A 23,973-nucleotide genomic window follows, 5' to 3' on the forward strand; every position below is an offset into this window, starting at 1 on the left:
CGTTTTTTTAGATTCTCACTCCGTTTTCCATCGAATCAGGCATGAAATTCCAGAATGAATTGAATTTCTCCTTGTATCTGGCAGTATCGAGTTTGTATAGCGCCGCTTTTTTTGTTGCAGAATGTGCATTTTTAATTCCTGTGTCAATCAGCAAACCTGTCGACAATAATTTCCGGCTGAAATTCCGGCGATCGATTGGTGTATTATAAATCGCTTCGTATAACTTTTGAAGCTGGGGAATGGTAAACTGTTCAGGAAGTAATTCAAAACCTATCGGGTGCAAAGCAGCTTTGTATCGCAAATGTTCGATTGCTTTATAAACCATTTCGTTATGATCAAAAATCAGGGACGGCCGCTGATCGAGGCTTATCCATGAGGCGTTATGCAGTTTGACAGCTTCTTCGCTGTGGTCATCAATGTTGATCAGAGCAAAAAAAACGACCGAAACTGTTCTCGTTACCGGATCACGCTGTACATTTCCATATACACCCAGCTGTTCGACATAGATATTTTTTAATCCAGTCAGATCATGCAGGATCCGGGTTGCACCATCTTCCAGATTTTCATTTGCTTCAAGGAATCCACCCATCAGGGACCAACTGCCTTTCTGCGGTTCAAAATTTCTTTTAATCAATAGCAGTTTAATATCCTTCCCGTCAAAGCCAAAAATGATACAATCAATAGCCAGCAAAATGCCTGATATGTTCGGATAACTTGTCATACTTCGTTGTGCTGTATAAACATCCTGTATGTTAAAAGATTCTTTTGACAAATAAAGCAAACTCCGGCCGGACCTTACTGTGAAACAATTTAAGCTAAGCCGTTAAGAGCTAAACTTCGAATCAAATTCCATTTCACCTGGTCGTGGAGAAGCAAATGAATATGCCCAACGTCAAATGAAGCTCCATATTTCCTGACACTAAATTCCTTCCAGGCCACCCTGAAAAATTCAGGTTTTAAGTCACGATATGCAACCGTTAAATGTGGCCTGAATATCAGTTCAAGTTTTTTGACTTCGTTTTCAGGAAAAATTGTTTGAAATTGACTCAAAAGACTTTTCTGTAATTCTGTTAAGGATTGATTTTCCTCCGGCTTAATATAGATCACCGGTTGTTTGCTATTAGGAAAAGAACCGAAATCGTTCAATTCGACAGAAAAAGGTTTTACAGATAAATGCAACCGGTCGAACCAGTCAACAACATTTTGATGCTCCGTTGCCAAACACGCAAAGGGTGCCTTCAAGGTAATATGCGGCACCACCTTTAAAGATTTTCTTGTCTGAAACCGGTCCGCAAGATATCGCTGAATTGTTATGATTTCATCACAAACATCTTCCGGCGGGATAATGGCAATGAAGTACAGGTTCTGAATTTCCATGTTTGAATTCCAAATCTTATCAATTTCTTAAAACAAAAATGGAAGATAAAAATGCTTAAGCACATTACCTTCCATTTTTGTTTTAGTAATAAATCTCTTTTGTATACTTTTCAGGATATGTTCCTAAAAATTTAAATAAAAATGCTTTCAGACAGAAGAGAATTTCTTGACAAAATGTCCAAAATCGGCGCACTGAGTTTGCTGTCTGCCACGGCATCCTCAGCTAACCCTTTAACATCAGAAGCAGCCGAAGAAAAGAATCATTTTGTAGCCGGCCCTTATTTACAAAACATAAGCAGTGATGAAGTAACGGTGATGTGGATTACCCACAAAAACAGTTTCAGTTGGCTGGAATATGGTGCGGGAACTTACACCAGCAAGCGGGAATTCGGTTATAGCAACGGTTTGATCGAAGCCAACAACCGGATCAACAAAATCACCATTTCAGGTCTGAAGCCAGGTACCGAACATAAGTACAAAATCGTCTCTACCGAAGTTCTGGGGTACAAGGGTTCAAAAGTCGAGTTTGGTGAAACGATCAGCAGTGTCATGTATGGTTTCAAAACACCTGCTGCTAACGAAGATGAATTTAAAATGGTGGTTTTTAACGATATTCACGACCGGCCTCAAATCATTCCGCAGCTGCTTTACCGACACGGTTACACGGGCAACAAACGGGATTACGATTTCGTGGTTTTCAACGGAGACTGTTTTGACTGGGTTACAGAAGAGAGCCAGGTAGTAGATCATCTTATTAAACCAACCGTTGATATTTTTGCTACGGAGTTTCCTTTTATACTCACACAGGGAAACCACGAGTGCCGCGGCAGCTTTTCCCGGCATATTCCGCAATACTTTGCCTATCCTGAAAACAAATTCTACTACTCTTTCACAAGAGGTCCCGTTCATTTCGTGATCCTTGATTCGGGTGAAGACAAAGCGGACGACAGTGTAGAGTACGGCGGTCTTTCAGCATTTGACCGTTATCGTGAAACACAACAAAAATGGCTGGAAAAGGAAATTGAAACAGAGGCTTTTAAAAAATCACATTTCCGCATACTGTTAATCCATATCTCGCCCTGGCATTCAGGCGACTGGCATGGGACTTTGCATTGCCGGCAGGTTTTTGGACCTACGTTGAACAAGGCAAAATTTGATCTTCAGCTTTCCGGACATACGCATCGTTATGCTACTCACGATGCAGATGCAACGCATAATTTTCCTATCGTAATCGGCGGCGGTCCGATTGAAGGAAACCGCACTTTGATCAAGCTGCATGCAACCAGCAAAGAACTGAATCTTCGCATGATTCGCGACGACGGCGAAGTTGTAGGCAAATATACGATCGTAAAAAAATCCAGGTAAATCCTGTCTTGTTTAGGCTTATGATCATTACGAAGCTGTAAGCGATTAGCTGGTTATCCGCCGATCAAACAGAGTTTTATTAAAATCAATAGTTCAACCATTTTTTGCTACCACATAGTTTAATTCATGAAAAAGTTATTTCTTTTAATTTTTCTTCTGCCATTTATTACAGAAGTTACTGTCGCACAGAAAAGTACGACTTTAAATATTGCCAGTTATAATATTCGGTATAACAACAAAGGTGACGGAATAAACGCCTGGCCAAACCGGAAGGAAAATGTAAAAGCCCTTATCGTTTTTCATGAATTTGATATTTTTGGCGTCCAGGAAGCGTTAGTTGATCAGTTGAAGAACATAGCGGAATTACCGGGTTACGCCTACATTGGAAAAGGGCGTGATGACGGATTGGAAGGAGGAGAACATTCTGCGATCTTTTACAAAAAAGACCGTTTCAAGTTACTCAAATCCGGCGATTTCTGGCTTAGCGAAACACCTGATAAACCGGGAAAAGGATGGGACGCAACCTGCTGTAACCGGATCTCATCCTGGGGTAAATTTCAGGACTTAGTTACCAAAAAAGAATTCTTTTTCTTCAATGTTCACTTTGATCATCAGGGTGTGGAAGCGCGCAGGCAATCCGGTTTTTTAATGGTTAAAAAGATCAAAGAAATCGCAGGAAATGCAACGACAATACTGACCGGCGACTTCAACTCAACGCCCGACACAGAACAGATCAAAACAATCCAGGCACATTTAAATGATTCACATAATATTACCAAACAGCCACCCTATGGGCCGGAAGGCACCTTTAATGCTTTTAAGTTTGACGCACCTATGACCGTTCGGATTGATTATATTTTTGTGACAAAGAATATTGATGTACTAAAATACGGTGTACTAACCGATGCAAAGGAACAACGATATCCTTCTGACCATCAACCTGTTTTGATTAAAGCAACGATCAAATAAACATCTGTTCCTGTGTTTCAAACGTAAGTAGTTTTTGAAACACAGGAATATTATCTTATCGTTACCAATGACTCCGGAACGGCAGAAAACTTTCAGCACAGAAGGAAATGCGGTAATTTTGAATCAACAGTTTTCTCCAACCCGGTAATGCAGCAGGATAGTATTCTTTGGCAACGATTTAAGGAAGGCGACAGAGTTGCTTTTGAATCATTGATTAGAACCTACTACCAGCCTCTGTTCGAGTACGGCCGAAAGTTCACCTCCGACCGGGATGCATTAAAAGATCATGTTCACGATTTGTTTACCAATTTGTGGGAACGTCGTGAAGCGCTTGGACAAACCGACTGCATCCGGCCTTATCTGCTGAAAAGTTTACGTAACCGGATCTACAAAGAAAAACAACGCTCCGATGTTTTCGAGGAAGCAGACCAACATGACTCAACCCAGTTTGGTTTTGAGGAAGACGAAGAAACCAGAATAATTTCAAACGAGTTGTCCGACGAAAAAAAGCTTCAGATCAAACATATTCTGAGCACGCTTACGCGCCGTCAGCAGGAGATCATCCATCTCAAATTTTATCAGAATCTATCCAACGATCAAATCGCCGAATTACTCGTTATCTCTCGCCCTGCCGTAGCCAACCTGCTTTACCAAACCCTGAAATTATTCAGAGAAAAATGGCAGGTTCTTCTTTATACTTTCTTCTCAGTACTGTTATTTGATTAACAATTTGCCCTCTCTCAGAATCAAAAATTTAACAATTAATTAATCTAAGATTTTTTTTCATTTTTTTGATGATAATTGATCGGATTTCCGATTATACATTTGGAAGCGCCGCAATTATGGTGCTTTGAAATGAAAGACTATCATAACTACACCCTCGAAGACTTTTTACTGGATGACCAGTTCCGTGCATGGATTGCAGGGCAGGATCATGCAGGTGATGAAATCTGGAATGAAATTGCCATTCACTATCCCGAAAAAGTTGCGCTCATGTACCAGGCAAGAGAAATCATCCTCAGCCTGATAGCAAGCAACTCCGGACTTTCTGCTCCTGAACTGGAAAATGAAGTGAACCGCATCATGCAGACAACCGGCAAAAAAGAAATTGTGGCCAAATCCAGGCCGTTGTTTCCCATTAAATGGTTTTCCGCTGCCGCTTCTGTGATCATTTTTACAGCAATAGGCTGGAAGATCACAAGTGACATAAATCAGCCGCAGTCGGTGAAAGCATACAGCCAGTATGTTTCCCGGATTGATGAACCACTGCTGGAGATTGTGAATGAGACCAATGTTTCAAAACAGGTCAAACTACCTGACGGAAGCGTCGTGAAACTAACACCTTCGAGCCGTATCAGCTATGCTGAAACCTTTGTTAGAAATCATAAAAGAGAAGTTTATCTGACAGGAGAAGCTTTTTTTGATGTAGAAAAGGATGTTAAAAATCCATTCTTTGTTTATGCCAATGGTCTTTTAACCCGGGTTGTAGGCACCAGCTTTCTTATTCGAGCTATCGATGCGGATGTTGAAGTGCTTGTCCGCTCAGGCCGGGTAACCGTGGTGCCGATCCGGGATATAGCCCATCAGGAAAAAAAGAATACTGAACTACTCCTAACCCCTAACCAACAAGCCCTGTTTTCTGCAAAAGATAACCTGATCTCAAAATCAATTGTGGAAACGCCGGTTGAAATTACCAAACCCGAATCGGAGCCGGATTTTGTGTTCGATAACCGCCCGATCGGCGAAGTTTTCTCCATTCTGGAAAAAGCCTACGGTATCCCCATTATTTATGACGAAGCTGTTATGCGCCATTGTTTTCTCAGAGTTGCATTAAGTAATGAATCCTTTTTCTCCAAGCTTGATATTGTTTGCAAAACAGTTGGTGCGAGCTATCAGGTTAGAGACGGACAAATTATCATTTCCGGAGAAGGTTGTGAATAAAGTAAAAATTTAAACTATCTGATTCTTTCTATGCCTGTAAAGTAGTACCTGATTAATCAAGAAAGCCGGCAATGGGTCGAGCATTGCCGGCTTGAAATCTCCCTGTTTTACTAAAAAACAAAGCACCATAAAATGGAGCAAGGGAGGGTTTTGCCCGTTCGTTTACATTTAAAACCATTCTAAAATTATGCAAAAAAATTGTATACAGTCAAAACTTTTGTCAACTGCTATGAAAGTTACATTAGTACCATTTCTTATCACACTGCTTTTCAGCAGCCTTTCTCTTGCCAGCAATGGTTTGGGCCAGGAGTTACTGAACCGACAGGTAAGTATTCAGGCTGATCAACAGGCGTTAAAAATTGTTTTAGCTTCCATTGAAAAAAGCACAAAAGTAAAATTCTCCTATGTGCCATCTCTGGTTCAAAATCAGAAAGTAAGTATTTCCGCCAGCAATCAACAGCTGGATGTTGTGCTTGAACAGATTCTTACGCCGCTTCAGATTAAGTATACCGTTTCAGGAAACTACATTATCCTGAATAAAAAACCAGCTCCGGCAGCCACCGAAGAACCAAAAACAGGCGTAATCACACCTTTGCCCAATTCTCCAAAAGCCGAAATAACCATCAAAGGAACTGTCAGGGATCCGGACGACAAAGAATTTCTGACCGGTGTAAGTGTGATTCTAAAAGGTTCGTCGCAGGGAACGACCACCGATGGTAAAGGCGCTTTTGAAATAAATGTTCCTAATGAAAACGCAGTGCTTGTTTTCAGCTTTGTTGGATACACTTCTTTCGAAACGACCGTCGGCAACCGCTCACGATTGGATATTGATCTTCGTGTTGATCCAAAATCGCTGGAAGAAGTCGTTGTCGTGGGTTACGGCACGCAAAAAAAGGAAAATCTGACAGGCGCAGTTTCAACGGTTACTTCCAGGGAAATAGAAAATCGTCCTGTATCCAATCTGGCTATGGCATTGCAGGGTTTATCTCCCGGTCTATCCATTACCCGCCAAACCGGTCAGCCGGGAGAAGAAGGAATCGGGATCCAGGTTCGCGGAGCAACTTCTGCCAACGGAAACGTAGAGCCGCTTTTGATTGTGGATGGTGTAAGCAGTCCCGGCGTGTCATTACAGGCGCTCAACCCAAATGATATTGAAAGTGTAACAGTTTTGAAAGATGCAGCAGCCGCGGCCATTTACGGTGCGCAGGCTGCGGGAGGCGTTATTCTTGTTACTTCAAAAAAAGGAAAATCGGGTAAAACAGTATTTGAGTTTTCATCAATCGTAGGTACAGACTGGGCATTGAACGTGCCGGAAAGAATGCCGACCTGGGAGGAATTGGAATACAACAACATGGCCCGCTTGAACTCGGGCGCGGCAGCGGCACACAGCGCCGAAACGATTGCTATTTTAAAAGAAGGCAAAATTACTTACCGTGTTAATCCCAATGACACAACCCGTTACCAATACTACGGAACAGAAAGTATCATTGATCAGCTGCTCAGGAAAAACACGCTGATGCAAACGCACAACATTTCTGCAAGAGGCGGAACGGACAAACTGAATTTCCTGGTTTCACTTGGATATTATGACAAACAGGGTGTTTTCAAAGTGGGTCCTGATAAAAACAACCGTTATAATTTACGATTGAATTTAGGAACTCAACTAACGAAACATCTCTCTCTGGATTCCAGAATTACCTACACGCTGCAGAAACAGGAAGCACCTTCTGTAGGAACGAACGGTAACGGAGCTTTACTTTTTAACCTTTACCGTTATTCGAGCCAAAACCCATTGTTGACGCCCGACGGCCGTTATAACACCACTTCGGGTGCAACCGCCTATGCTCAGATGGACGCAGGTGGGTTCAACAACTATAACCGTAATTTCTTCGATGGCGTTTTTACCGCAAGGCTGAACAATTTTGTAAAAGGTCTGGAAGTACGTGCAATTTATGGCGCACAGTATCGCCGCGGAGATCGTGATATTTTCAAACGTACCGTACAAAGATGGTATCGTACGGCCATCGGTGATATCCTGAATACACCTAACTCCTATTCTGTAACAAACGATGTGACGCAAAATACCAACCTCCAGTTTCTGGTCGATTACGATCTGCGGATTGCCAAAAATCATAAATTCCATGTTTTGGGAGGTTACCAGTGGGAAGACAGCCGTTTTGAAGAAATTTCAACCGGTGTAACCAACATGGTAAGCAACGAATTGCCATCACTTGGTTTGGGAGACGAAACAACAAAAACAAATTCGCAAAGAATTAATACCTACGCGTTCCAGTCTTACTTCGGTCGTTTTAATTACAGTTATGCCGACCGGTATCTTTTTGAGGCTACCTTCCGTGTTGATGAAAGTTCGCGTTTGGCTCCCGGGCTTCGTACCAAAGCATTTCCTTCCCTTTCTGCCGGTTGGAACATCCATCGTGAATCCTGGTTTTCGGTCCCATTTGTTTCAGAGTTAAAACTAAGAGGATCCTGGGGAAGACTTGGCGCTGCTTCGGGAATAGGTCTTTACGATTATCTGGCTTTAATGAACAGAAACGCAAATCTGGTTTTGGGATCTCCGGAAGTAAAAAGCACCTATTTTGCTCAAACAACAGTTCCTTCTTCACAGCTGTCATGGGAAACAATTGAAACGACAAATGGCGGACTTGACATTGGCCTTTTCAAAAATAAAGTTTCTGCTAGTCTTGACTATTATGTGAAGTACAACCGTAACATGCTTAGTGCATTGCAACTGCCGGCAACATTTGGTGTAGGTACGCCAAGGGTAAATAATGGCGAGCTTAAATCATGGGGTTGGGAAGCGGAACTTAGATACCGCGACCGCATCGGCGATCATTTTACTTTTAATGTTGGCCTGAATGTTTCCGACAACCAGAACAAACTGATCAATTTTGCCGGAAGAAGAGTAATTTCTGCCGGAACAGTTGGTACGCTGGAAGGTTATCCGATCAATTCTATCTGGGGTTACAAAACGGATGGTTATTTCCAGACCAACGACGAAGTGAAAACATGGGCATTTCAGGATAGCCGCACGGCAGCTGGTGATGTGAAGTATATTGATGTAAATGGTGACAAGAGGATCAGTGTTGGTTCAGGAAGTTCAGAAGATCATGGTGACCTTGTTTATCAGGGAACAACCCAGCCTCGTTATTTATTCGGTTTTAACCTGAACATGCAATGGAAAGGATTTGACTTTACTGCCTTTTTACAAGGTGTAGGAAAAAGAAATTTTGTTCCAACCCGTCAGGCACTTGACCCGAACATCGCAAGTTACTACCAGGCTTTGGCCGTTCACCGAGATTACTGGACACCAGAAAACCCGAATGCGATGTTCCCCCGCCCATTTGTGAACGCAACACATAACTACCTGACAGCCGATAAGTGGATCCTGGATGGCAAATATGTCCGTCTGAAAAATATTCAGGTGGGTTATTCATTACGTCCTTCCCTGCTGAGTAAAGTGAAGATTGCAAGGGCAAGAATTTACTTCACCGGTCAGGATCTTTTCACGCTTTCGGGTTTGGGTAAATTCAGAGGTTATTTTGATCCGGAACAGCGCGACGGCGTAGCGGCTGATTATCCGTTTTTTGCAACGGCAGCCGTAGGTCTTAACCTTACTTTCTAATGGTTTATTCAGAAAAAAATATTTTCATGACATTTATGAAAAAGATACTATATAAAATACCTGTTCTTCTGTTAATTGTAAGTCTGCTTGCCTGTGACGTAGAGCGGCTTCCCGAAACGCAGATCAGTGATGCATCTTTCTGGAAATCAGAAGCCGACATCAAGGCAGCGGCCAATTATTTGTACACATTTTTACCTGGTTTCACCGAAGATGAGGTTTGGTCAGACAATGCTTATGGCACCCAGTCAGACCCGATCAGCGATGGTACAAGACTGGCTCCGGCAACATCTGCGGATTATACAGCTCCTTATCAGCTGATTCGTGCAGCCAACAACATCATTGAAAAAGTTCCGCCGGCACCGGTTACAGATGCCATTAAAAACCGTTACATCGGAGAAGCACGGTTTTACAGGGCTTACGGATATATCAGACTTGTGCAGAAATATGGCAATGTTCCGCTTATCCTGAAAACATTGCAGAATGATTCTCCGGAACTAAATGAACCTGCAAAACCACGTGCTGAAATCATGAAACAGATTTACGAAGATCTGGATTTCGCAGCAGCGAATTTACCAACGCCAACTGTTTTGGGAACTGCCGGTTATGGACGTATCGCCAATACAACAGCACTTTCCATGAAAGCCCGGATCGCTTTGTTTGAAGGAACGCGGGCAAAGTTTCACAAAGACGGAGACCCAACCCAGCATCTGACATTGGCCGCCGCGGCAGCAAAAGCCGTAATCGACAGCAAACAACATGACCTTTTTGCAAATTATACCGCATTATTTCAGTATGCAGGTGAGGGACGTGCAAACAGAGAAAATATCCTGGTAAAACAATACGGAACCGATCCCGCCAACCTCGTCTTAAACCATAATTTTTCGACTGAATTATACACTGGTGGAGTCAACCCAACCAAAAGTCTGGTGGACAGCTACCTGATGAAGGACGGTTTGCCAATAACAAAATCACCGCTATACAAAACCCCCGTTACTTCGGTTGACGTCTTTACAGACCGTGACGAACGTCTTACCGGAACTGTTTTCAAACAAGGCGAAGATTACAATACGGGAGCAAAGTTCAACACACCACTGAATTATTTCAAAACAGGATTTGGTCCCAAGAAATATTTTAACGCACTGGACTTTACAACCCGTCAGGCTTTGCTCGATCTTACTTTGCTTCGTTATGCCGAGGTTTTGTTAACCTATGCAGAAGCGAAATATGAGTTGGATGGCACTATTTCGGATGCGGATCTTGATTTATCTATAAACCTGCTTCGCAAACGGGCAAAAGTTGCCGTGTTGACAAACGCTTTCGTTACCGCCAACGGTTTGAGTATGCAGGAAGAAATCCGCCGTGAACGTCGCGTTGAGCTGGCTTTAGAAAACCTCCGCTACTGGGATTTGATACGATGGAAAACGGCTGAAACAGAACTTCCAAAAACAGTTTTAGGCAATTTTTATTTCAAAACAGAATTCGGCGTCGAAACACCCGTTGTACTGGATCCACAGGGATACATTATTGCTCAGAATGCTTCGTTCCGCTTTTTCGACCCGGCAAAAGATTACCTGTGGCCTTTCCCGGTTAACGAAATCGGACTGAATCCGGCTTTGAAACAAAATCCAAAATGGTAATCTGCCCCTATTTAAAAATTAAATTTCAGAAAGTGAAAGCTCAAAAATTCAGATTAAAAGGCGCAATATTTTTTTTAACCGCTGTAATATTTTCAACAGGCAGTCAGCTGGTTTCAGCTCAAAAGTTTGTTTTGCCTATCCTTCCGGATACACAATCGGAAGTAGGCAGCAAGCCGGAAATGTTTTACAGCCAGCTAAACTGGATCGCAAAAAGTAAAGATTCGCTGAATATGCCGATCGTTCTGCATGTAGGTGACCTGGTTAATTTCGATAACATCAAACATTACGAAACCGCCAGCAAAGGTTACAAAATCCTGGACAGTGCGAAGGTCGGTTATGCCATTGCTGTTGGAAATCATGATACGGAGGCAGTTGGTGTAAATAGCGGAAGTGCCGCTCCGGGAAATGTAAATCAGAATTTGCGTAAAACAACAAAGTTCAACACCTACTTTCCTGTAAGTAGATTTACCATGCAAAAGGGTCGTTATGAGGAAAATAAAAGTGATAATGCTTACTATACTTTCAAAGCCGGCGGAATGAAATGGCTGGTGATTACTCTTGAATTCTGTGCACGTCAGGGACCTGTTGACTGGGCCAATAAAATTATCTCGGACAACAAAAAGTACAACGTGATTATCCTCACGCACTTTCACCTGACGCCAAAAGGAGAAATCAACAAAACCAATGCCGGTTACGGGGATCTGACTACGAAAGCGATTTATGATCAGATGATTTCCAAACACAAAAATGTAAGGATGGTACTAAGCGGACATGTTGTTCCTTCTGCGCACCGAATAGATAAGGGCGAAAAAGGAAATGATATTTATCAGATGCTTCAGGATTACCAGCACGAAGATTTTGGCGGCGGTTATATCAGGCTTTTGGAAATTGATACAAAAAAGAAAACCATGTCGGCGAAGATGTATTCGCCTTATTACAACAAAACAAGGGAAGATGAATCCAAATTTTCTTTTTCAGATGTAAAATTCCTGAAACGGAAATGGCTGTTTAATTAGCGGTTAGCTGCAAGTTTTAAGCAATGACATTAAACATGCTGCCAAAACATTAAGCTGATTTTTCACTGTTACTTAATTTGTTTTACTTCGTGTCCTGGCAGCCAAATCATTCTGGTCGTCAGGACATTGATTTTTACCTAAATCCTGAAAGACAAATGCAAAACCGTAACTACTTGCTAATCTTCACATTCCTGCTTTTCTTAAACCTGGTTTCCCAGAAAAATGGAGTCTGTGCAACTTTCAATTCGAAACTTATAGACGCAGACACATTAACCTTGGGACGCGGCACTGATTTTAACAAAACATTTAAGGAAACAAAAAATGAAGGTTGGTATGGAAACGAAGAACTGTCTCCTGCCGATGGGCTGCTAACTAAAATTGAAATTAACGCTGCATATACCGGATCTGTCACTTTTGCGATTGGCCTTATCGACCAATTCAATATTTTTATCCCTGAACGTAAATTTCAAAGAAAAGTTAAACCGGGTTTAAACGTCATTGCCGTTAATGAAACCATCAAATCCGGCCAGCAGCTTTTCATCAAAACACCCGCCGGACCTGTGCGCTATTTTGCAGGAAAAGGAGGTAAGATATTTGTTTCAAAAAACAGAAAGGGCAACGAGCTGACTGTGATGGAAAATGCACATCTCGCTTTTTCCTATAAAATAAAAACAGGTTTAATTTCTCAGGCACCGGCCCGGAAAACGATTGTTTCGCAAAATTCAGGTAAAACGCCTTACAAAAACATCCTCATCATCGGTAACAGCATTACCAAACATCCGCTTGCACCGTTTTGGTGGGGAAACTGGGGGATGGCAGCAAGTACGAAGGAAAAAGATTTTGTGCATTTACTGGTTTCGCTGTTAAGGCAGCGCAGCCCGTCGATCGATTTTTCGGTATTGCAGGCGTCCGGCTGGGAAAGGAATCACGAAAAGTTTGTGTTTGCTGCGTATGACAGCGTTTTTCTAAATAAACCCGACCTGGTCATTATCAGACTTGGAGAAAATGTAAAAGAGCTGGCAGGTTTTGATCAGTCCTACCTCAATTTTATAAACTACATAAAAGAAAAATCACCGGCTGCACGGATTGTTGTTACAGGTAATTTCTGGACAAACCACGCGAAAGATCTGGCAATAAAAAAAGCAGCCGAATCAGCAAAAGTGCTGTACATTCCTCTTGATGATTTAGATACCAAAGAAAATAAAAGCAGCATTGGAGCAATTGTGACGGGTGACGATGGAGCCAAACATGTGATTGATCACAATGGCGTTGCCAACCATCCGGGAGATGAAGGCATGAAGCAGATTGCGGAACGGATTTATTCCATGCTGCCGTAAAAAGCAGTTGCCCGTTTAAGATGGACAACTGCATCAAAATCTTACTGCGCCAGGTAACCGCCGTCAACGGGGTAATACGATCCGGTGATGAAAGACGCTTTCTCGGAACTCAGGAACAAAACCAGTTCAGCGACCTCCTCCGGTTTGCCAAGTCTTCCGATCGGATGTTTGGATTCCAAAAATTTCATGGTTGCTTCGTCGAAATCTTTTAATAAAGGTGTCACGATAAAAGCGGGACCAACAGCGTTTGCGCGGATGTTCTGTGAACCGTACTCCAGTGCGATGTTTTTGGTGAGCCCAACTACACCATGTTTTGCAGCAACATAAGCAGGGCTGTTTGCGAAACCTACACTGCCAAGTATTGATGCCATGTTTACAATGGCTCCGCCACCCGATTTCAACATGGCAGGAATTTGATAACGCATTCCGTAAAACACACCTGAAAGGTTAATTGCAATCACTTTATCCCACCCTTCAACAGGATATTCACCGGTTGGTGCAGAGGGGCCGCCAATGCCGGCATTGTTGCAGGCAATATGCAAAGCGCCATATTTTTCAACGGTAGCAGCTACCAGTTTTTCATTTTCTTCTGCCTTTGATGAATCCGATTTTACAAAAAAAGCTTCCCCGCCTTTTCCGGTAATGAGCTGAACCGTTTCATTTCCTTCGTTTTCGTTGATATCAGAAACGACTACATTGGCTCCTTCCTGAGCGTAAATCAAAGCAACACTGCGACCTATTCCTGAACCCGCTCCTGTTACAATGGCTGTTTTTCCTGCTAACGTTTTCATATTCTTCCTGATCAAAGTTTCAATTCTATGTTAGCAAATTTGAAACTTTTCACCTGGTATAAATATGACAACAATCATATCCCGGTATGAAGAAAAACGGGAATGGCAAAAGCGTGAAAGATTTTTACACCAAGAAATTTACAGATCAGCAATGTATTTCTGCCCGCCTAATGCACGCATCTGACGGGAAATCTGATTGCTGCGTTTCATCACATAAGCAGAAGGATTTTTGATAGAGAAACGTACGGGATTGGGCAACACAGCCGCAATCCGCGCAGCTTCTGCCCTTGTTAAATTCTTTGCTGATTTTTTGTAAAACCGCAGGGAAGCCGACTCAACGCCAAAGGTCATTTTTCCCATTTCAGCCACATTGAGATATACTTCAAGAATTCGCTTTTTACCCCAGATTATCTCGATTAAAACGGTAAAATAAGCTTCAAGGCCTTTCCGGATAAAACTCCTTCCGTGCCATAAAAACACATTTTTTGCCACCTGCTGCGAAATCGTACTTGCACCGCGGACACGCTTGCGCTTTTCGGTCATGGCATCATAAATGGAATTAAAATCAAAACCCCAGTGATCCGGAAAAGCCTGATCTTCGGAGGCAACTACCGCCAATGCAACTTCTTTTGAGATGTTTTCATACGGTTCCCAATCGCTATAAATCTCGGTTTCCTGATCTTCTTTAAAAGCATCGATTTTCCGTGAAAGCATAAACGGGGTAACCCAAACGGGCAAAAATTTCAATACTAAAACCCAGATAACGGTAATTCCAAAAAAATACAGAAAAATTCTAAGGGCAATAAAAGACAAACGGCGGAGCATAAAATATTTTTTTCCTTCCTTAACAGAAACCTAATGAGTAAAACAGCGTACAAAGAACTGAAACTAATCAGGTATAGACAAAGAAAATTTTGATCTGTTCTGCCTTATTTTTCTTCACACTCTGTTTCAGAACGCTATGAATGAAGAGATACTAAGTTTTGTATGGCGGTTCGGTTATTATGAATCGGTAAATCTCAGGACGGATGAAGGATCACACTTGTCGGTTTTAAGAACAGGATTCAAAAACCGAAACGCCGGACCGGATTTTTCGGATGCCCGTGTGCGGATTGACGGCGTGGATTGGGTTGGCTGCGTGGAAATTCATGTAAAGTCTTCCGATTGGTTTCTGCATACACACGAAACCGATCCGGCTTACGAAAGCGTGGTTTTACATGTTGTTTGGGAAAATGACAAACCTGTTTACCGGCAAGACAGTTCACTGGTTCCAACGCTCTCACTCAAAGGCCTGGTCAGATTATCTGTCATCGAACGTTATAACCAGCTCGTGCAGGAAGACGAGGAAATTCCCTGCAGCAAAAGCTTTGAAAAGGTTTCGGAACTGCAAAAGTTTTCGATGCTGGATCGTGTTTTACTCGAACGATTGGATAAAAAAGGGGAACAGGTTTTAAATCTTTTGAATGCCAATCAACAGGACTGGGAAGAAACTGCTTATCAATGGCTGACACAGCACTTTGGCTTTAAACTAAACGATCCTGCGTTTTTAAGGCTCAGCCAAGCGGTTCCGTTAAAAATTATTTTAAAACATCGTAACAGTCTTCTTCAAATCGAAGCCATACTTTTTGGAACAGCAGGTTTGATTCCGGGAAATCCGGAAGTTGATCAGTCGGATATAACTTCGCTTGAAACGTCTTACATAATAGCATTAAATCGTGAATACAAATTTCTTTCCGCAAAATACCGGTTACAAAATACACAGATGAAGCCGCATGAATGGAAATTTTTGCGGCTGCGGCCGGCCGGTTTTCCGACAATTCGTCTTGCACAGCTGGCTGTTTTGTTAAGTAAAAGCAATGGTTTATTTTCTTCACTGACTTCACCAAAAACGGTAAGACCGATGCACGAACTGCTGAATTTAGAGCAATCAGAATACTGGCAAAAACACTTTCAGTTTGGAAAAATATCAAAATCAAAAGTTCCGGCTATGGGAAAAGACGCAATCAATTTACTGATTATCAATGCTGTTGTTCCGCTGATGGTTGCCTATTCCAAAAACCGTCAGCAGCCGGAGATATTGGAAAGAGCGATAAGCTGGTTATCGGAAATCCCAACAGAAAATAACCGCATAACCCGGGAATGGGAAAAGCTGGGAATGAAAGTAAAAACAGCAGGTGACTCGCAAGCCCTAATCGAATGGTTCAACAACTATTGTTCAAAACGAAAATGCCTGGATTGTATCGTCGGCTCGGGCCTTGTTCGTTCCTAAGATCGGCTTACCAGATTAACACCCGTCAGAAGAAAAACCGAACCAACCAAAAATGGCACAACCGATTCCCACTTGGTCACTGTAAGTCCCAAAACAGGCTTGTCTGACAAGAATGCCACACAGGCAAAAAGTAAAACCGCGATGCCAAGCAGTGTAAGTAAGGCACCAAAAAAACGTCTGAAACGTGTAGCTTCCATTGGAGGTATTAAAAAATCGATTTATCAGGTCTGCAAAAGTAGGAAATCGAAGGCGACAGAACAATATGGTATCTGGTCAAACAGGATAAGAAAATGTCTATAATGCAAATTTCTACTGCACAGGAGTCAATCCCATTTTTTTCCCTTCTTCAATCATGAAAGCAAAAGCTTTGTCAAACTCATTGGGAATAATACCTTCCAGAATCGCCTCCCTGACAATTTCCTTCATAATCCCTACTTCGCGCGAAGGTTTCAATCCGAAAGTATCAATGATAATTTCACCTGTGATAACCGGCTGAAAGTTCCGCAGTTTGTCACGTTCTTCCAGATCTTTCAGTTTCTGTTCAACCAGATCAAAGTTTTGCAGGAAGCGTTTTACCTTATCAGGATTTTTGGAAGTAATATCAGCCCGGCAGAGTTTCATTAATGCTTCAATGTCTTCACCAGCTTCTACCAGCAAACGACGCATGGCAGAATCCGTTATCTGATCTTTTGAAAGCACAATGGGACGTAAATGAAGACGGACCAGTTTTTTTACAAACTTCATCTTTTCATTCAGCGGTAGTTTCATCCTTCGAAAAATAACCGGAACCATGCGTGCTCCAACTTCTTCATGATTGTGAAAGGACCAGCCTACGCGTTTGTCAAACTTTTTAGTTGCAGGTTTTGCGATGTCATGAAGTATAGCCGCCCATCTCAGCCAAAGATCATCGGTGTTCTTGCTGACGTTGTCGAGAACCTGTAAAGTATGATAAAAATTATCCTTATGTCCTTTGCCTTCAATGATTTCCACACCCTGCAATTCAATCATTTCAGGAAAAAGAATGTGAAGCAGGCCGGCATGATAAAGCAGTTTAAACCCGTAAGAAGGGACCGGTGAAAGAATTATTTTATTCAGCTCGTCTGAAATCCTTTCCATGGAAACAATCTCAATCCGATCTTTCATGGCAATGATTGCGTCAAAAGTATCAGGTTCGATATCAAAGTTCAGCTGGGAAGCAAAACGGATTGCGCGCATCATACGCAGCGGATCATCGGAAAACGTGATATCCGGAGCAAGCGGCGTTCGGATTATTTTTTTTCTGATATCTCTGACACCTTCGAAAGGATCGATCAAATCGCCGAATGTCTTTTTGTGAAGACTTATCCCCATGGCGTTGATCGTAAAATCCCGCCGGTTCTGATCGTCCTGTAACGTTCCGTCTTCTACAGCTGGTTTGCGTGAATCTGATGTGTAGGATTCTTTTCTGGCCCCAACAAATTCAATTTCCAGATCTCCCTGACGGATTTGTGCAGTTCCGAAAGTTTTATAAATACTTACATGTACATCAGGCCCAAGCTGCGAAGCCACAAGTTCTGCCAGCTCAATCCCGCTGCCAATTGAAACGATATCAATATCCTTGCTGGAACGTTTTAAAATAAGGTCACGAACGAAACCCCCAATAATATATGCATCCACACCCAGCTCTTCCGAAGCTTTGGCAACAATTTCAAGAATTGGATAATGGATTAACTGCTCTTTAAAATTCATGCGGCAAAGGTATAAATTCTTACCCTTAACTACACCAAAAGCGTTTTAGTGAAGACAAAATACAATAAGCACCTCATTTTGTCACATACAGCAAATTCTGCCGACAACAGGTTGAAGACGATCAATTGTATTGATTAAAATCTAGTAACGAATGTTCTGTGGCTGCCAGATATGGGCGGACAACATTACGAAAAGCTGAAAAGGTGCAAGTAAAATTGCAGTTATAGCAACGGCCACAAGCCAAATCATTCCCACCAAAAACCGAAGCAAGTACACCAGTAAACTCATGCGCCCATAATTACATTTTATACTAAAATTATCACATTGAAAACAAGTTACGCTTTTTTGGCTACTTTAGATCCGTAAAACGTATAATTATTTTAATTAATTTTAGGAGGGCTGTTTTCAGACCGCTGAAAGCCGTCTATTTTTTAAGCAGGAATAGTCAACTATTTACCATAAAAAATGCAGTTCGTGGGAAACGATCAAATAATTCGTCTTTTAATGACTTATCTATCGGAAGTTCGCCAACTGCGGTAGACATGCATTGAAGCCATGCCACGGCATCATCTTCGGTAATGGTATGCGGCATATGGCGTGCCCGCATCATCGGGTGGCCGTGCACATCAGAGTATAACTGGGGCCCTCCCAGAAACTGGGTAAGAAAGAGACGCTGTTTTTCTTTTATTTCATTCTTATCGCTCTTGAAAAGCCGGGATATTAATTCATGCTCAAAAACCAGGTCATAAAACCGGTCGGTGAGCAGCGTTAATGCCTGATCACCGCCAATGCGTTCATAAAGTGATCTGTTATCTATTTCATTCATTTTTCTTCCTCATTCATTTACGCAGGTACTATTAACTTTCGAAACGAAGGTGTTTCACCGATTCTCCTGAACGTGCCAGTTCGGTAAGTGAGTCTATCCCAATTTCCAAATGGCGTTTTACATAATCGTTCGTCACCTTTTTGTCACTTTCTTCTGTTTTTACACCTTCGGGCACCAGCGGGTTATCGGACACAAGCAAAAGCGCACCATGAGGAATTGAATTTGCAAAGCCTACAATGAAAATAGTAGCCGTTTCCATATCAATCGCCATTGCCCTGATATCCCGGAGATATTCTTTAAAAGTGTCATCATGTTCCCAAATCCGGCGATTGGTTGTGTAAACTGTTCCTGTCCAGTAATCCAGTTTGTGCTTTGCGATACTTGCAGATACCGTGCTCTGAAGACGAAATGAAGGTAATGCAGGAATTTCTGCGGGCATGTAGTCATCACTCGTTCCTTCTCCCCGGATCGCTGCAATTGGAAGGATCAGATCTCCAACCTGTGTTTTTTTCAAACCGCCGCATTTTCCTAAAAAAAGAACTGCCTTGGGGCTGATCGCGGACAGCAGGTCCATAACCGTAGCTGCCATCGGGCTTCCCATCCCGAAATTGATGATTGTGATGTCATTGGCCGTAGCCGTTTGCATCGCCCTGCCCTGCCCTTTTATCTCAACCTCAAACTTTTCCGCAAACATCGTTACATAGTTTACGAAATTGGTCAACAAAATATAACTGCCAAATTCCTCAACAGGTGTACCTGTGTAACGCGGAAGCCAGTTTTCAACGATTTGTTCTTTGGTAGTCATATTTTCTTAATTAGGTTCAGTTTGCTCAAACACACCGCAACGGCTTCTCAAGATAAGTTTACAATCATTTTTTCTTTTTCAATGTATTATCTTCGTCTATGGAATCATTGAATCTTCCCGCGTTCGAATACAAAGTTAAGCAGGTAAACGGGAAACCATATATTTTTGACATTATACGCAGAAAATTCGTTTCGCTTACGCCTGAGGAATGGGTGCGCCAGCATTTTATACATCTCCTTATCAATCAATATGGTTATCCCAAATCCTTATTTGCGATTGAAACGGGAATGAAATACAATACACTTGCCAAAAGAACCGACATCATGATTCTGGCCGGAGACGGCAGTCCTTTTTTGCTGGTTGAATGCAAAGCGCCGTTTATCTCTGTTGGAGAAGCTGCATTGGCCCAGATCAGCCGGTACAATTTCACGCTGCGACCAACTTATCTGGCCGCAACAAATGGCATGAGCCACTATTGTTTTCAGGCTGTTAATGGCCGGATTGAGTACCTGGACGATTTTCCGGTTTACAGACAGTAATTTAATTTCTGATTATTTTTAAAATAGAAAACGCCTGTCAAATCTGAAGTCTGACAGGCGTTTTCGGTAACTTTCTGACGGAATTTCAGTTCCTAAGATTATTTCGCTGCTACCAATTTAACATCGATAGTGAAATCATCATTGATCATTTTGTCACCAAGATTTTCAAAGAATGACTTGGAGTTGTATTTAATATCGTATTTAGAACGGTCAACAACCAATGTACCAGTTGCTTCTGCACCAGTTGAGGTAGTTTTAACAGTTACAGGGAAAGTAGTTGGTTTTGTGATTCCTTTGATAGTAAGGTTACCGGTAACGTCATAAACACCAGCGCTTTTTGGAGCAACTTTTGTTACTACGAAAGTTGCAGTAGGATGTTTTTCGACCGAAAAGAAATCATCTGATTTCAAGTGACCAATCAGTTTACCGTTGTACTCTTTGTCTGTAAGGTCAGTACAAGTGATGCTTGTAAGATCAGCAACAAATTTACCACCAGTCAGTTTCGCGCCGTCCATAGTGATAACGCCTTCTTTCAAAGAAATTTTGCCGGTATGCTCACCTGTGACTTTTTTTCCAAGCCATGTAAGTTCGCTTTTTGAAGCATTTACCTTATAGTTTGTTGCTTTTGCTTTACCAGCATCTGCCGCCGAAACTGCTGAAGAAACAAAAAGAGCAAGTGCAAGAGATGCAACAAAAGATTTCACTGAGTTCATTGTAGTTTTCATTAAATTGTAATTGATTGTTGTTTACTGTTATTATAAATTATTGTTTTCTGCTTCACGCATCTTATCGAGCAGGCTGCTCATCAAATCTGCTTCTTCCGGAGTGATCACAGAACTAAGACCGTTTTCCCACTCTTCAAGTGCCGGATCCATTTTGGATAAAAGATCAAGACCTGCCGGTGTAATCACTACATCAACAGCGCGTCGGTCACTCGGACAGGAAGTGCGTTCTGCCCAGCCTTTTACCAAAAGTTTGTCGATCAGCCTGGATGTATTCGAATTTTTATCCAGCATACGCTCGGCTATTTCAGTAACCTTGATCGCATTTGACTGCTGCCCTCTTAAAATCCTCAGCACATTGTATTGCTGGGAAGTTATATCATGTTCCTTAAAAAGCTCTAACTGCTTATAGCCCAACCAATTGCTCGTATACGTCAGATTAATAGAAAGCCTTTGATAAGGACTTCGAAATTTTTTCTGTTTTATATCAGTTTCAATAGACATGGTCTGAATCATTTAAGATGCAATACTTATGTATATACATTTAATGTAGTAACATGTATTTATCTTTTAATGGTTCATTGTTTGAAGAAAAATTTTGATTTATATTTTTACTAAATTTCAAATATTTAAAAATCAGACACTTAAACCTTTTACAAAATTCAATTAAATGTTTCAGTTAAAGAAAAAACTAATACTTGCTTCCAATTCTCCGAGAAGAAAACAACTGTTATCAGAAGCTGGATTTGAATTTGAATTAAAGGTTTTGCCGACAGATGAAAGTTTTCCCGCCGATCTTGCGTCAAATCAGGTGGCTGGATTTATTTCACACGAAAAGGCAGAAATGTTCAAAAGTCCGGCAAACAGTGATAAACTTGTCCTGACAGCAGATACGGTTGTTATTCAGGACAATCAGATTCTGGGCAAACCGGCAAACCGGGATGACGCGTTCCGGATGTTGAAAATGATGTCCGGAAATTCACATCAGGTCGTTACAGCGGTTAGCATTTTGCACGAAAATACGATCACAACCGTATCGGATACTGCACTGGTTACGTTCCTGCAACTGGATGATGCGGAAATAAACTACTATATTGAGCAATATAAACCGTTTGACAAAGCGGGATCCTACGGAATTCAAGAGTGGATTGGCATGATTGGTATCGAAAAAATTGAAGGATCATTTTATACGATCATGGGTCTTCCGGTACATTTGGTTTACCAGCTGCTAAAACCTTACATGAATACTTCATCATAATAAGAGCCTGTTAAAATTCATTCTGTAATTTGTTTATGCTATTTTTTAGCTACAACCGCGTCAAATTTTTCCGCGATAGCTCGCTATCGCGCGGCGCACCGTCACTATAAAAATTAACCTTGTTTCGCCGCGCGACGGTCGCTCAAAAAATGAGCGATAAACAATTTTACATTCTAAATCTAAACAGGCTTTAAATTCCCAACCGACCGACACTTTTCATGATAACTGATAAAACGAAATTTATTCCGCGCGTCTGTTACGAGATTTTTGTCCGTTCCTTTTGCGACTCCAACGGTGACGGCATTGGTGATTTAAACGGCATCATTTCAAAACTGGACTATCTCCGGGATCTTGGAATTGAGGCAATCTGGCTTACACCTGTACACCCTTCTCCGAGTTATCACAAATATGATGTCGTCGATTTCTACGAAATAGATCCTGAATACGGCACACTTAACGATTTTAGAAACCTGCTTTCCCAGGCGCATGAGCGTGGCATAGCCGTTTATCTTGATCTGATCGTAAACCACATCAGCACTTTGCACCCCTGGTTTATTGAAGCAAGCAAAAGTCCCGATAATCCATACCGAAAGTTTTTCTGGTGGATGACACCTGAAAAAATTGAAGAATTAGGTATTGGTAAAAGAGAGACTTCGGCAGATTCGGATGAGGTTTATCCATGGCATGACAATCCCGGCGATGAGGAACAGTTTTACGGGATGTTCTGGAAAGGCATGCCGGACCTGAATTATGATTCGGAAGAACTGCGGTTTGAACTCTCCAAAATTATTTATTTCTGGCTTATCGATATCGGTGTGGATGGCTTCCGGCTCGATGCAGCCCGCCACATTTATCCGCCCTGGGTGGAATATAATAACCAGAATTTTTGGTGGTATTTTGATTATTTTGTCAGAAACATTAAACCAGAGGCCTACACAGTCGGTGAAATCTGGGCGCCGGCTGCCGAGGTTGCTCCTTACTTTAAAAACCTGAACGGAGCCTTTCATTTCGATTTGAGTTTTGCGCTGCAACGGATTTTGATAAAAGAAAAAGATGAAAACCTGATTGCAAAATTGTTGGAAAGTTATCTCCTGTTTGCAAAATACAACCCGTTATTTGTCGATGCGACTATCCTGACCAATCACGACCAGGACAGGATCGGGAGTGTAGTCGCCAACAATACCGGTAAAATAAAACTAGCAGCATCCGTCCTGCTTACCTTACCTGGACAGCCTTATATTTATTATGGTGAAGAGCTCGGAATGCTCGGCACTAAACCTGATCCTTATATACGCGAACCTTTCTTGTGGACTGAAAAAGCGGACGATCCGGATCGCACGGCATGGATACAGTCTGAATTTTCAACCCTGAAAAATATACAACCCCTTGCGCAACAGGAAGCGGATCCCCAATCGGTTTTTAACCATTACAAAACCTTAATTGCGCTTAGAAAAAGTGAGCCTGCACTTGGTCAGACAATTGCTCCAAACCTGCTAAATGTTCACCTTTTAGACGATGAACTCCTCGCCTATCTCCGTCCGAATGTTGACAAATCGGTTTTGATTATTCATAATTTATCAGGAAATGCAAAAACTGTTCAGCTTCCTGAGGAAAAGAAAAATTTTAAAACTGTGCTTTTTGCAAGTGATAAAATCGTCAGCGAAGTAAATTCAAGCTGGAACCTGCCGCCTTTCGCAAGTCTGGTTTTATGCTGAAAACAATGACAGTAGTAGGACGCAAGCCGGCATAT

The 23,973-nt window shown here is 42.0% G+C and carries 22 protein-coding genes; 12 read left to right on the top strand and 10 right to left on the bottom strand.

Annotated features, from left to right (window positions below; all coding sequences use genetic code 11):
* Positions 1–7: 7 nt before the first annotated feature.
* Both E0F88_RS01140 and E0F88_RS01145 read right to left on the bottom strand, forming a co-directional pair.
* Positions 8–721: an NUDIX hydrolase gene (locus tag E0F88_RS01140; protein ID WP_131955844.1), complete on the bottom strand. Its 714-nt coding sequence runs from the start codon at positions 719–721 to the stop codon at positions 8–10.
* An 89-nt stretch (positions 722–810) separates the two neighbouring features.
* Positions 811–1,377, bottom strand: coding sequence for a 2'-5' RNA ligase family protein (locus E0F88_RS01145; RefSeq protein ID WP_131955846.1), 567 nt, complete (start codon positions 1,375–1,377; stop codon positions 811–813).
* A gap of 141 nt (positions 1,378–1,518) precedes the next feature.
* Between E0F88_RS01145 and E0F88_RS01150 the strand changes: the two genes are divergently transcribed.
* The 8 genes from E0F88_RS01150 to E0F88_RS01185 all read left to right on the top strand — a co-directional run bounded on the left by E0F88_RS01150 (position 1,519) and on the right by E0F88_RS01185 (position 13,285).
* On the top strand, positions 1,519–2,742 hold the full coding sequence (locus E0F88_RS01150) for a purple acid phosphatase family protein (protein WP_229213639.1): 1,224 nt from the start codon (positions 1,519–1,521) through the stop codon (positions 2,740–2,742).
* Positions 2,743–2,868: 126 nt separating this feature from the next.
* Positions 2,869–3,711, top strand: coding sequence for an endonuclease/exonuclease/phosphatase family protein (locus E0F88_RS01155; protein WP_131955847.1), 843 nt, complete (start codon positions 2,869–2,871; stop codon positions 3,709–3,711).
* Between the two features lie 147 nt (positions 3,712–3,858).
* Entirely contained in the window at positions 3,859–4,437 is a 579-nt protein-coding gene (locus tag E0F88_RS01160) for an RNA polymerase sigma factor (RefSeq protein ID WP_131955849.1), read from the top strand.
* A 129-nt stretch (positions 4,438–4,566) separates the two neighbouring features.
* Positions 4,567–5,652, top strand: coding sequence for a FecR family protein (locus E0F88_RS01165; protein WP_131955851.1), 1,086 nt, complete (start codon positions 4,567–4,569; stop codon positions 5,650–5,652).
* 229 nt (positions 5,653–5,881) lie between these two features.
* Complete coding sequence (locus tag E0F88_RS01170; protein ID WP_131955853.1) at positions 5,882–9,295, top strand: SusC/RagA family TonB-linked outer membrane protein; 3,414 nt, start codon at positions 5,882–5,884, stop codon at positions 9,293–9,295.
* Between the two features lie 35 nt (positions 9,296–9,330).
* Positions 9,331–10,932: a RagB/SusD family nutrient uptake outer membrane protein gene (locus tag E0F88_RS01175; protein ID WP_131955855.1), complete on the top strand. Its 1,602-nt coding sequence runs from the start codon at positions 9,331–9,333 to the stop codon at positions 10,930–10,932.
* Between the two features lie 32 nt (positions 10,933–10,964).
* Positions 10,965–11,948, top strand: coding sequence for a metallophosphoesterase (locus E0F88_RS01180; RefSeq protein WP_220466204.1), 984 nt, complete (start codon positions 10,965–10,967; stop codon positions 11,946–11,948).
* A gap of 155 nt (positions 11,949–12,103) precedes the next feature.
* Complete coding sequence (locus E0F88_RS01185; protein WP_131955859.1) at positions 12,104–13,285, top strand: SGNH/GDSL hydrolase family protein; 1,182 nt, start codon at positions 12,104–12,106, stop codon at positions 13,283–13,285.
* Between the two features lie 41 nt (positions 13,286–13,326).
* On the opposite strand, the gene E0F88_RS01190 is transcribed toward E0F88_RS01185, so the two are convergent.
* Positions 13,327–14,076, bottom strand: a complete 750-nt coding sequence (locus E0F88_RS01190; protein ID WP_131955861.1) for an SDR family NAD(P)-dependent oxidoreductase — start codon at positions 14,074–14,076, stop codon at positions 13,327–13,329.
* A gap of 138 nt (positions 14,077–14,214) precedes the next feature.
* Complete coding sequence (gene mtgA, locus E0F88_RS01195) at positions 14,215–14,901, bottom strand: monofunctional biosynthetic peptidoglycan transglycosylase (RefSeq protein ID WP_131955863.1); 687 nt, start codon at positions 14,899–14,901, stop codon at positions 14,215–14,217.
* Positions 14,902–15,037: 136 nt separating this feature from the next.
* Here mtgA and E0F88_RS01200 point away from each other — a divergent pair, with 136 nt between their 5' ends.
* Positions 15,038–16,345, top strand: a complete 1,308-nt coding sequence (locus tag E0F88_RS01200) for a DUF2851 family protein (protein ID WP_131955865.1) — start codon at positions 15,038–15,040, stop codon at positions 16,343–16,345.
* Here E0F88_RS01200 and E0F88_RS01205 read toward each other — a convergent pair.
* From E0F88_RS01205 to E0F88_RS01220, 4 genes are all read right to left on the bottom strand, one after another.
* Entirely contained in the window at positions 16,342–16,542 is a 201-nt protein-coding gene (locus E0F88_RS01205; RefSeq protein WP_131955867.1) for a hypothetical protein, read from the bottom strand. The genes E0F88_RS01200 and E0F88_RS01205 overlap by 4 nt on opposite strands.
* A 112-nt stretch (positions 16,543–16,654) precedes the next feature.
* On the bottom strand, positions 16,655–18,073 hold the full coding sequence (locus E0F88_RS01210; protein WP_131955869.1) for a CCA tRNA nucleotidyltransferase: 1,419 nt from the start codon (positions 18,071–18,073) through the stop codon (positions 16,655–16,657).
* A gap of 445 nt (positions 18,074–18,518) precedes the next feature.
* Positions 18,519–18,899: a globin domain-containing protein gene (locus tag E0F88_RS01215; protein WP_229213640.1), complete on the bottom strand. Its 381-nt coding sequence runs from the start codon at positions 18,897–18,899 to the stop codon at positions 18,519–18,521.
* A gap of 31 nt (positions 18,900–18,930) precedes the next feature.
* On the bottom strand, positions 18,931–19,704 hold the full coding sequence (locus tag E0F88_RS01220) for an AMP nucleosidase (protein WP_131955871.1): 774 nt from the start codon (positions 19,702–19,704) through the stop codon (positions 18,931–18,933).
* A 98-nt stretch (positions 19,705–19,802) separates the two neighbouring features.
* On the opposite strand from E0F88_RS01220, the gene E0F88_RS01225 reads away from it, so the two are divergent.
* The gene (locus tag E0F88_RS01225; RefSeq protein ID WP_131955873.1) at positions 19,803–20,243 is read left to right on the top strand and encodes a type I restriction enzyme HsdR N-terminal domain-containing protein; all 441 of its coding nucleotides are present in this window, start codon (positions 19,803–19,805) and stop codon (positions 20,241–20,243) included.
* A gap of 98 nt (positions 20,244–20,341) precedes the next feature.
* On the opposite strand, the gene E0F88_RS01230 is transcribed toward E0F88_RS01225, so the two are convergent.
* The gene (locus tag E0F88_RS01230; RefSeq protein WP_131956788.1) at positions 20,342–20,956 is read right to left on the bottom strand and encodes a YceI family protein; all 615 of its coding nucleotides are present in this window, start codon (positions 20,954–20,956) and stop codon (positions 20,342–20,344) included.
* 42 nt (positions 20,957–20,998) lie between these two features.
* On the bottom strand, positions 20,999–21,469 hold the full coding sequence (locus E0F88_RS01235) for a MarR family winged helix-turn-helix transcriptional regulator (protein ID WP_131955875.1): 471 nt from the start codon (positions 21,467–21,469) through the stop codon (positions 20,999–21,001).
* A gap of 166 nt (positions 21,470–21,635) precedes the next feature.
* On the opposite strand from E0F88_RS01235, the gene E0F88_RS01240 reads away from it, so the two are divergent.
* Together E0F88_RS01240 and E0F88_RS01245 are read left to right on the top strand one after the other, a co-directional pair.
* Positions 21,636–22,223 carry a Maf family nucleotide pyrophosphatase gene (locus tag E0F88_RS01240; RefSeq protein ID WP_131955877.1) on the top strand — a complete coding sequence of 196 codons (588 nt, stop codon included), beginning with the start codon at positions 21,636–21,638 and terminating at the stop codon, positions 22,221–22,223.
* A gap of 218 nt (positions 22,224–22,441) precedes the next feature.
* Entirely contained in the window at positions 22,442–23,938 is a 1,497-nt protein-coding gene (locus E0F88_RS01245) for an alpha-amylase family glycosyl hydrolase (RefSeq protein WP_131955878.1), read from the top strand.
* Positions 23,939–23,973 lie beyond the last annotated feature (35 nt).

The organism is Dyadobacter psychrotolerans (genome assembly GCF_004349265.1).
GTDB lineage: Bacteria > Bacteroidota > Bacteroidia > Cytophagales > Spirosomataceae > Dyadobacter > Dyadobacter psychrotolerans.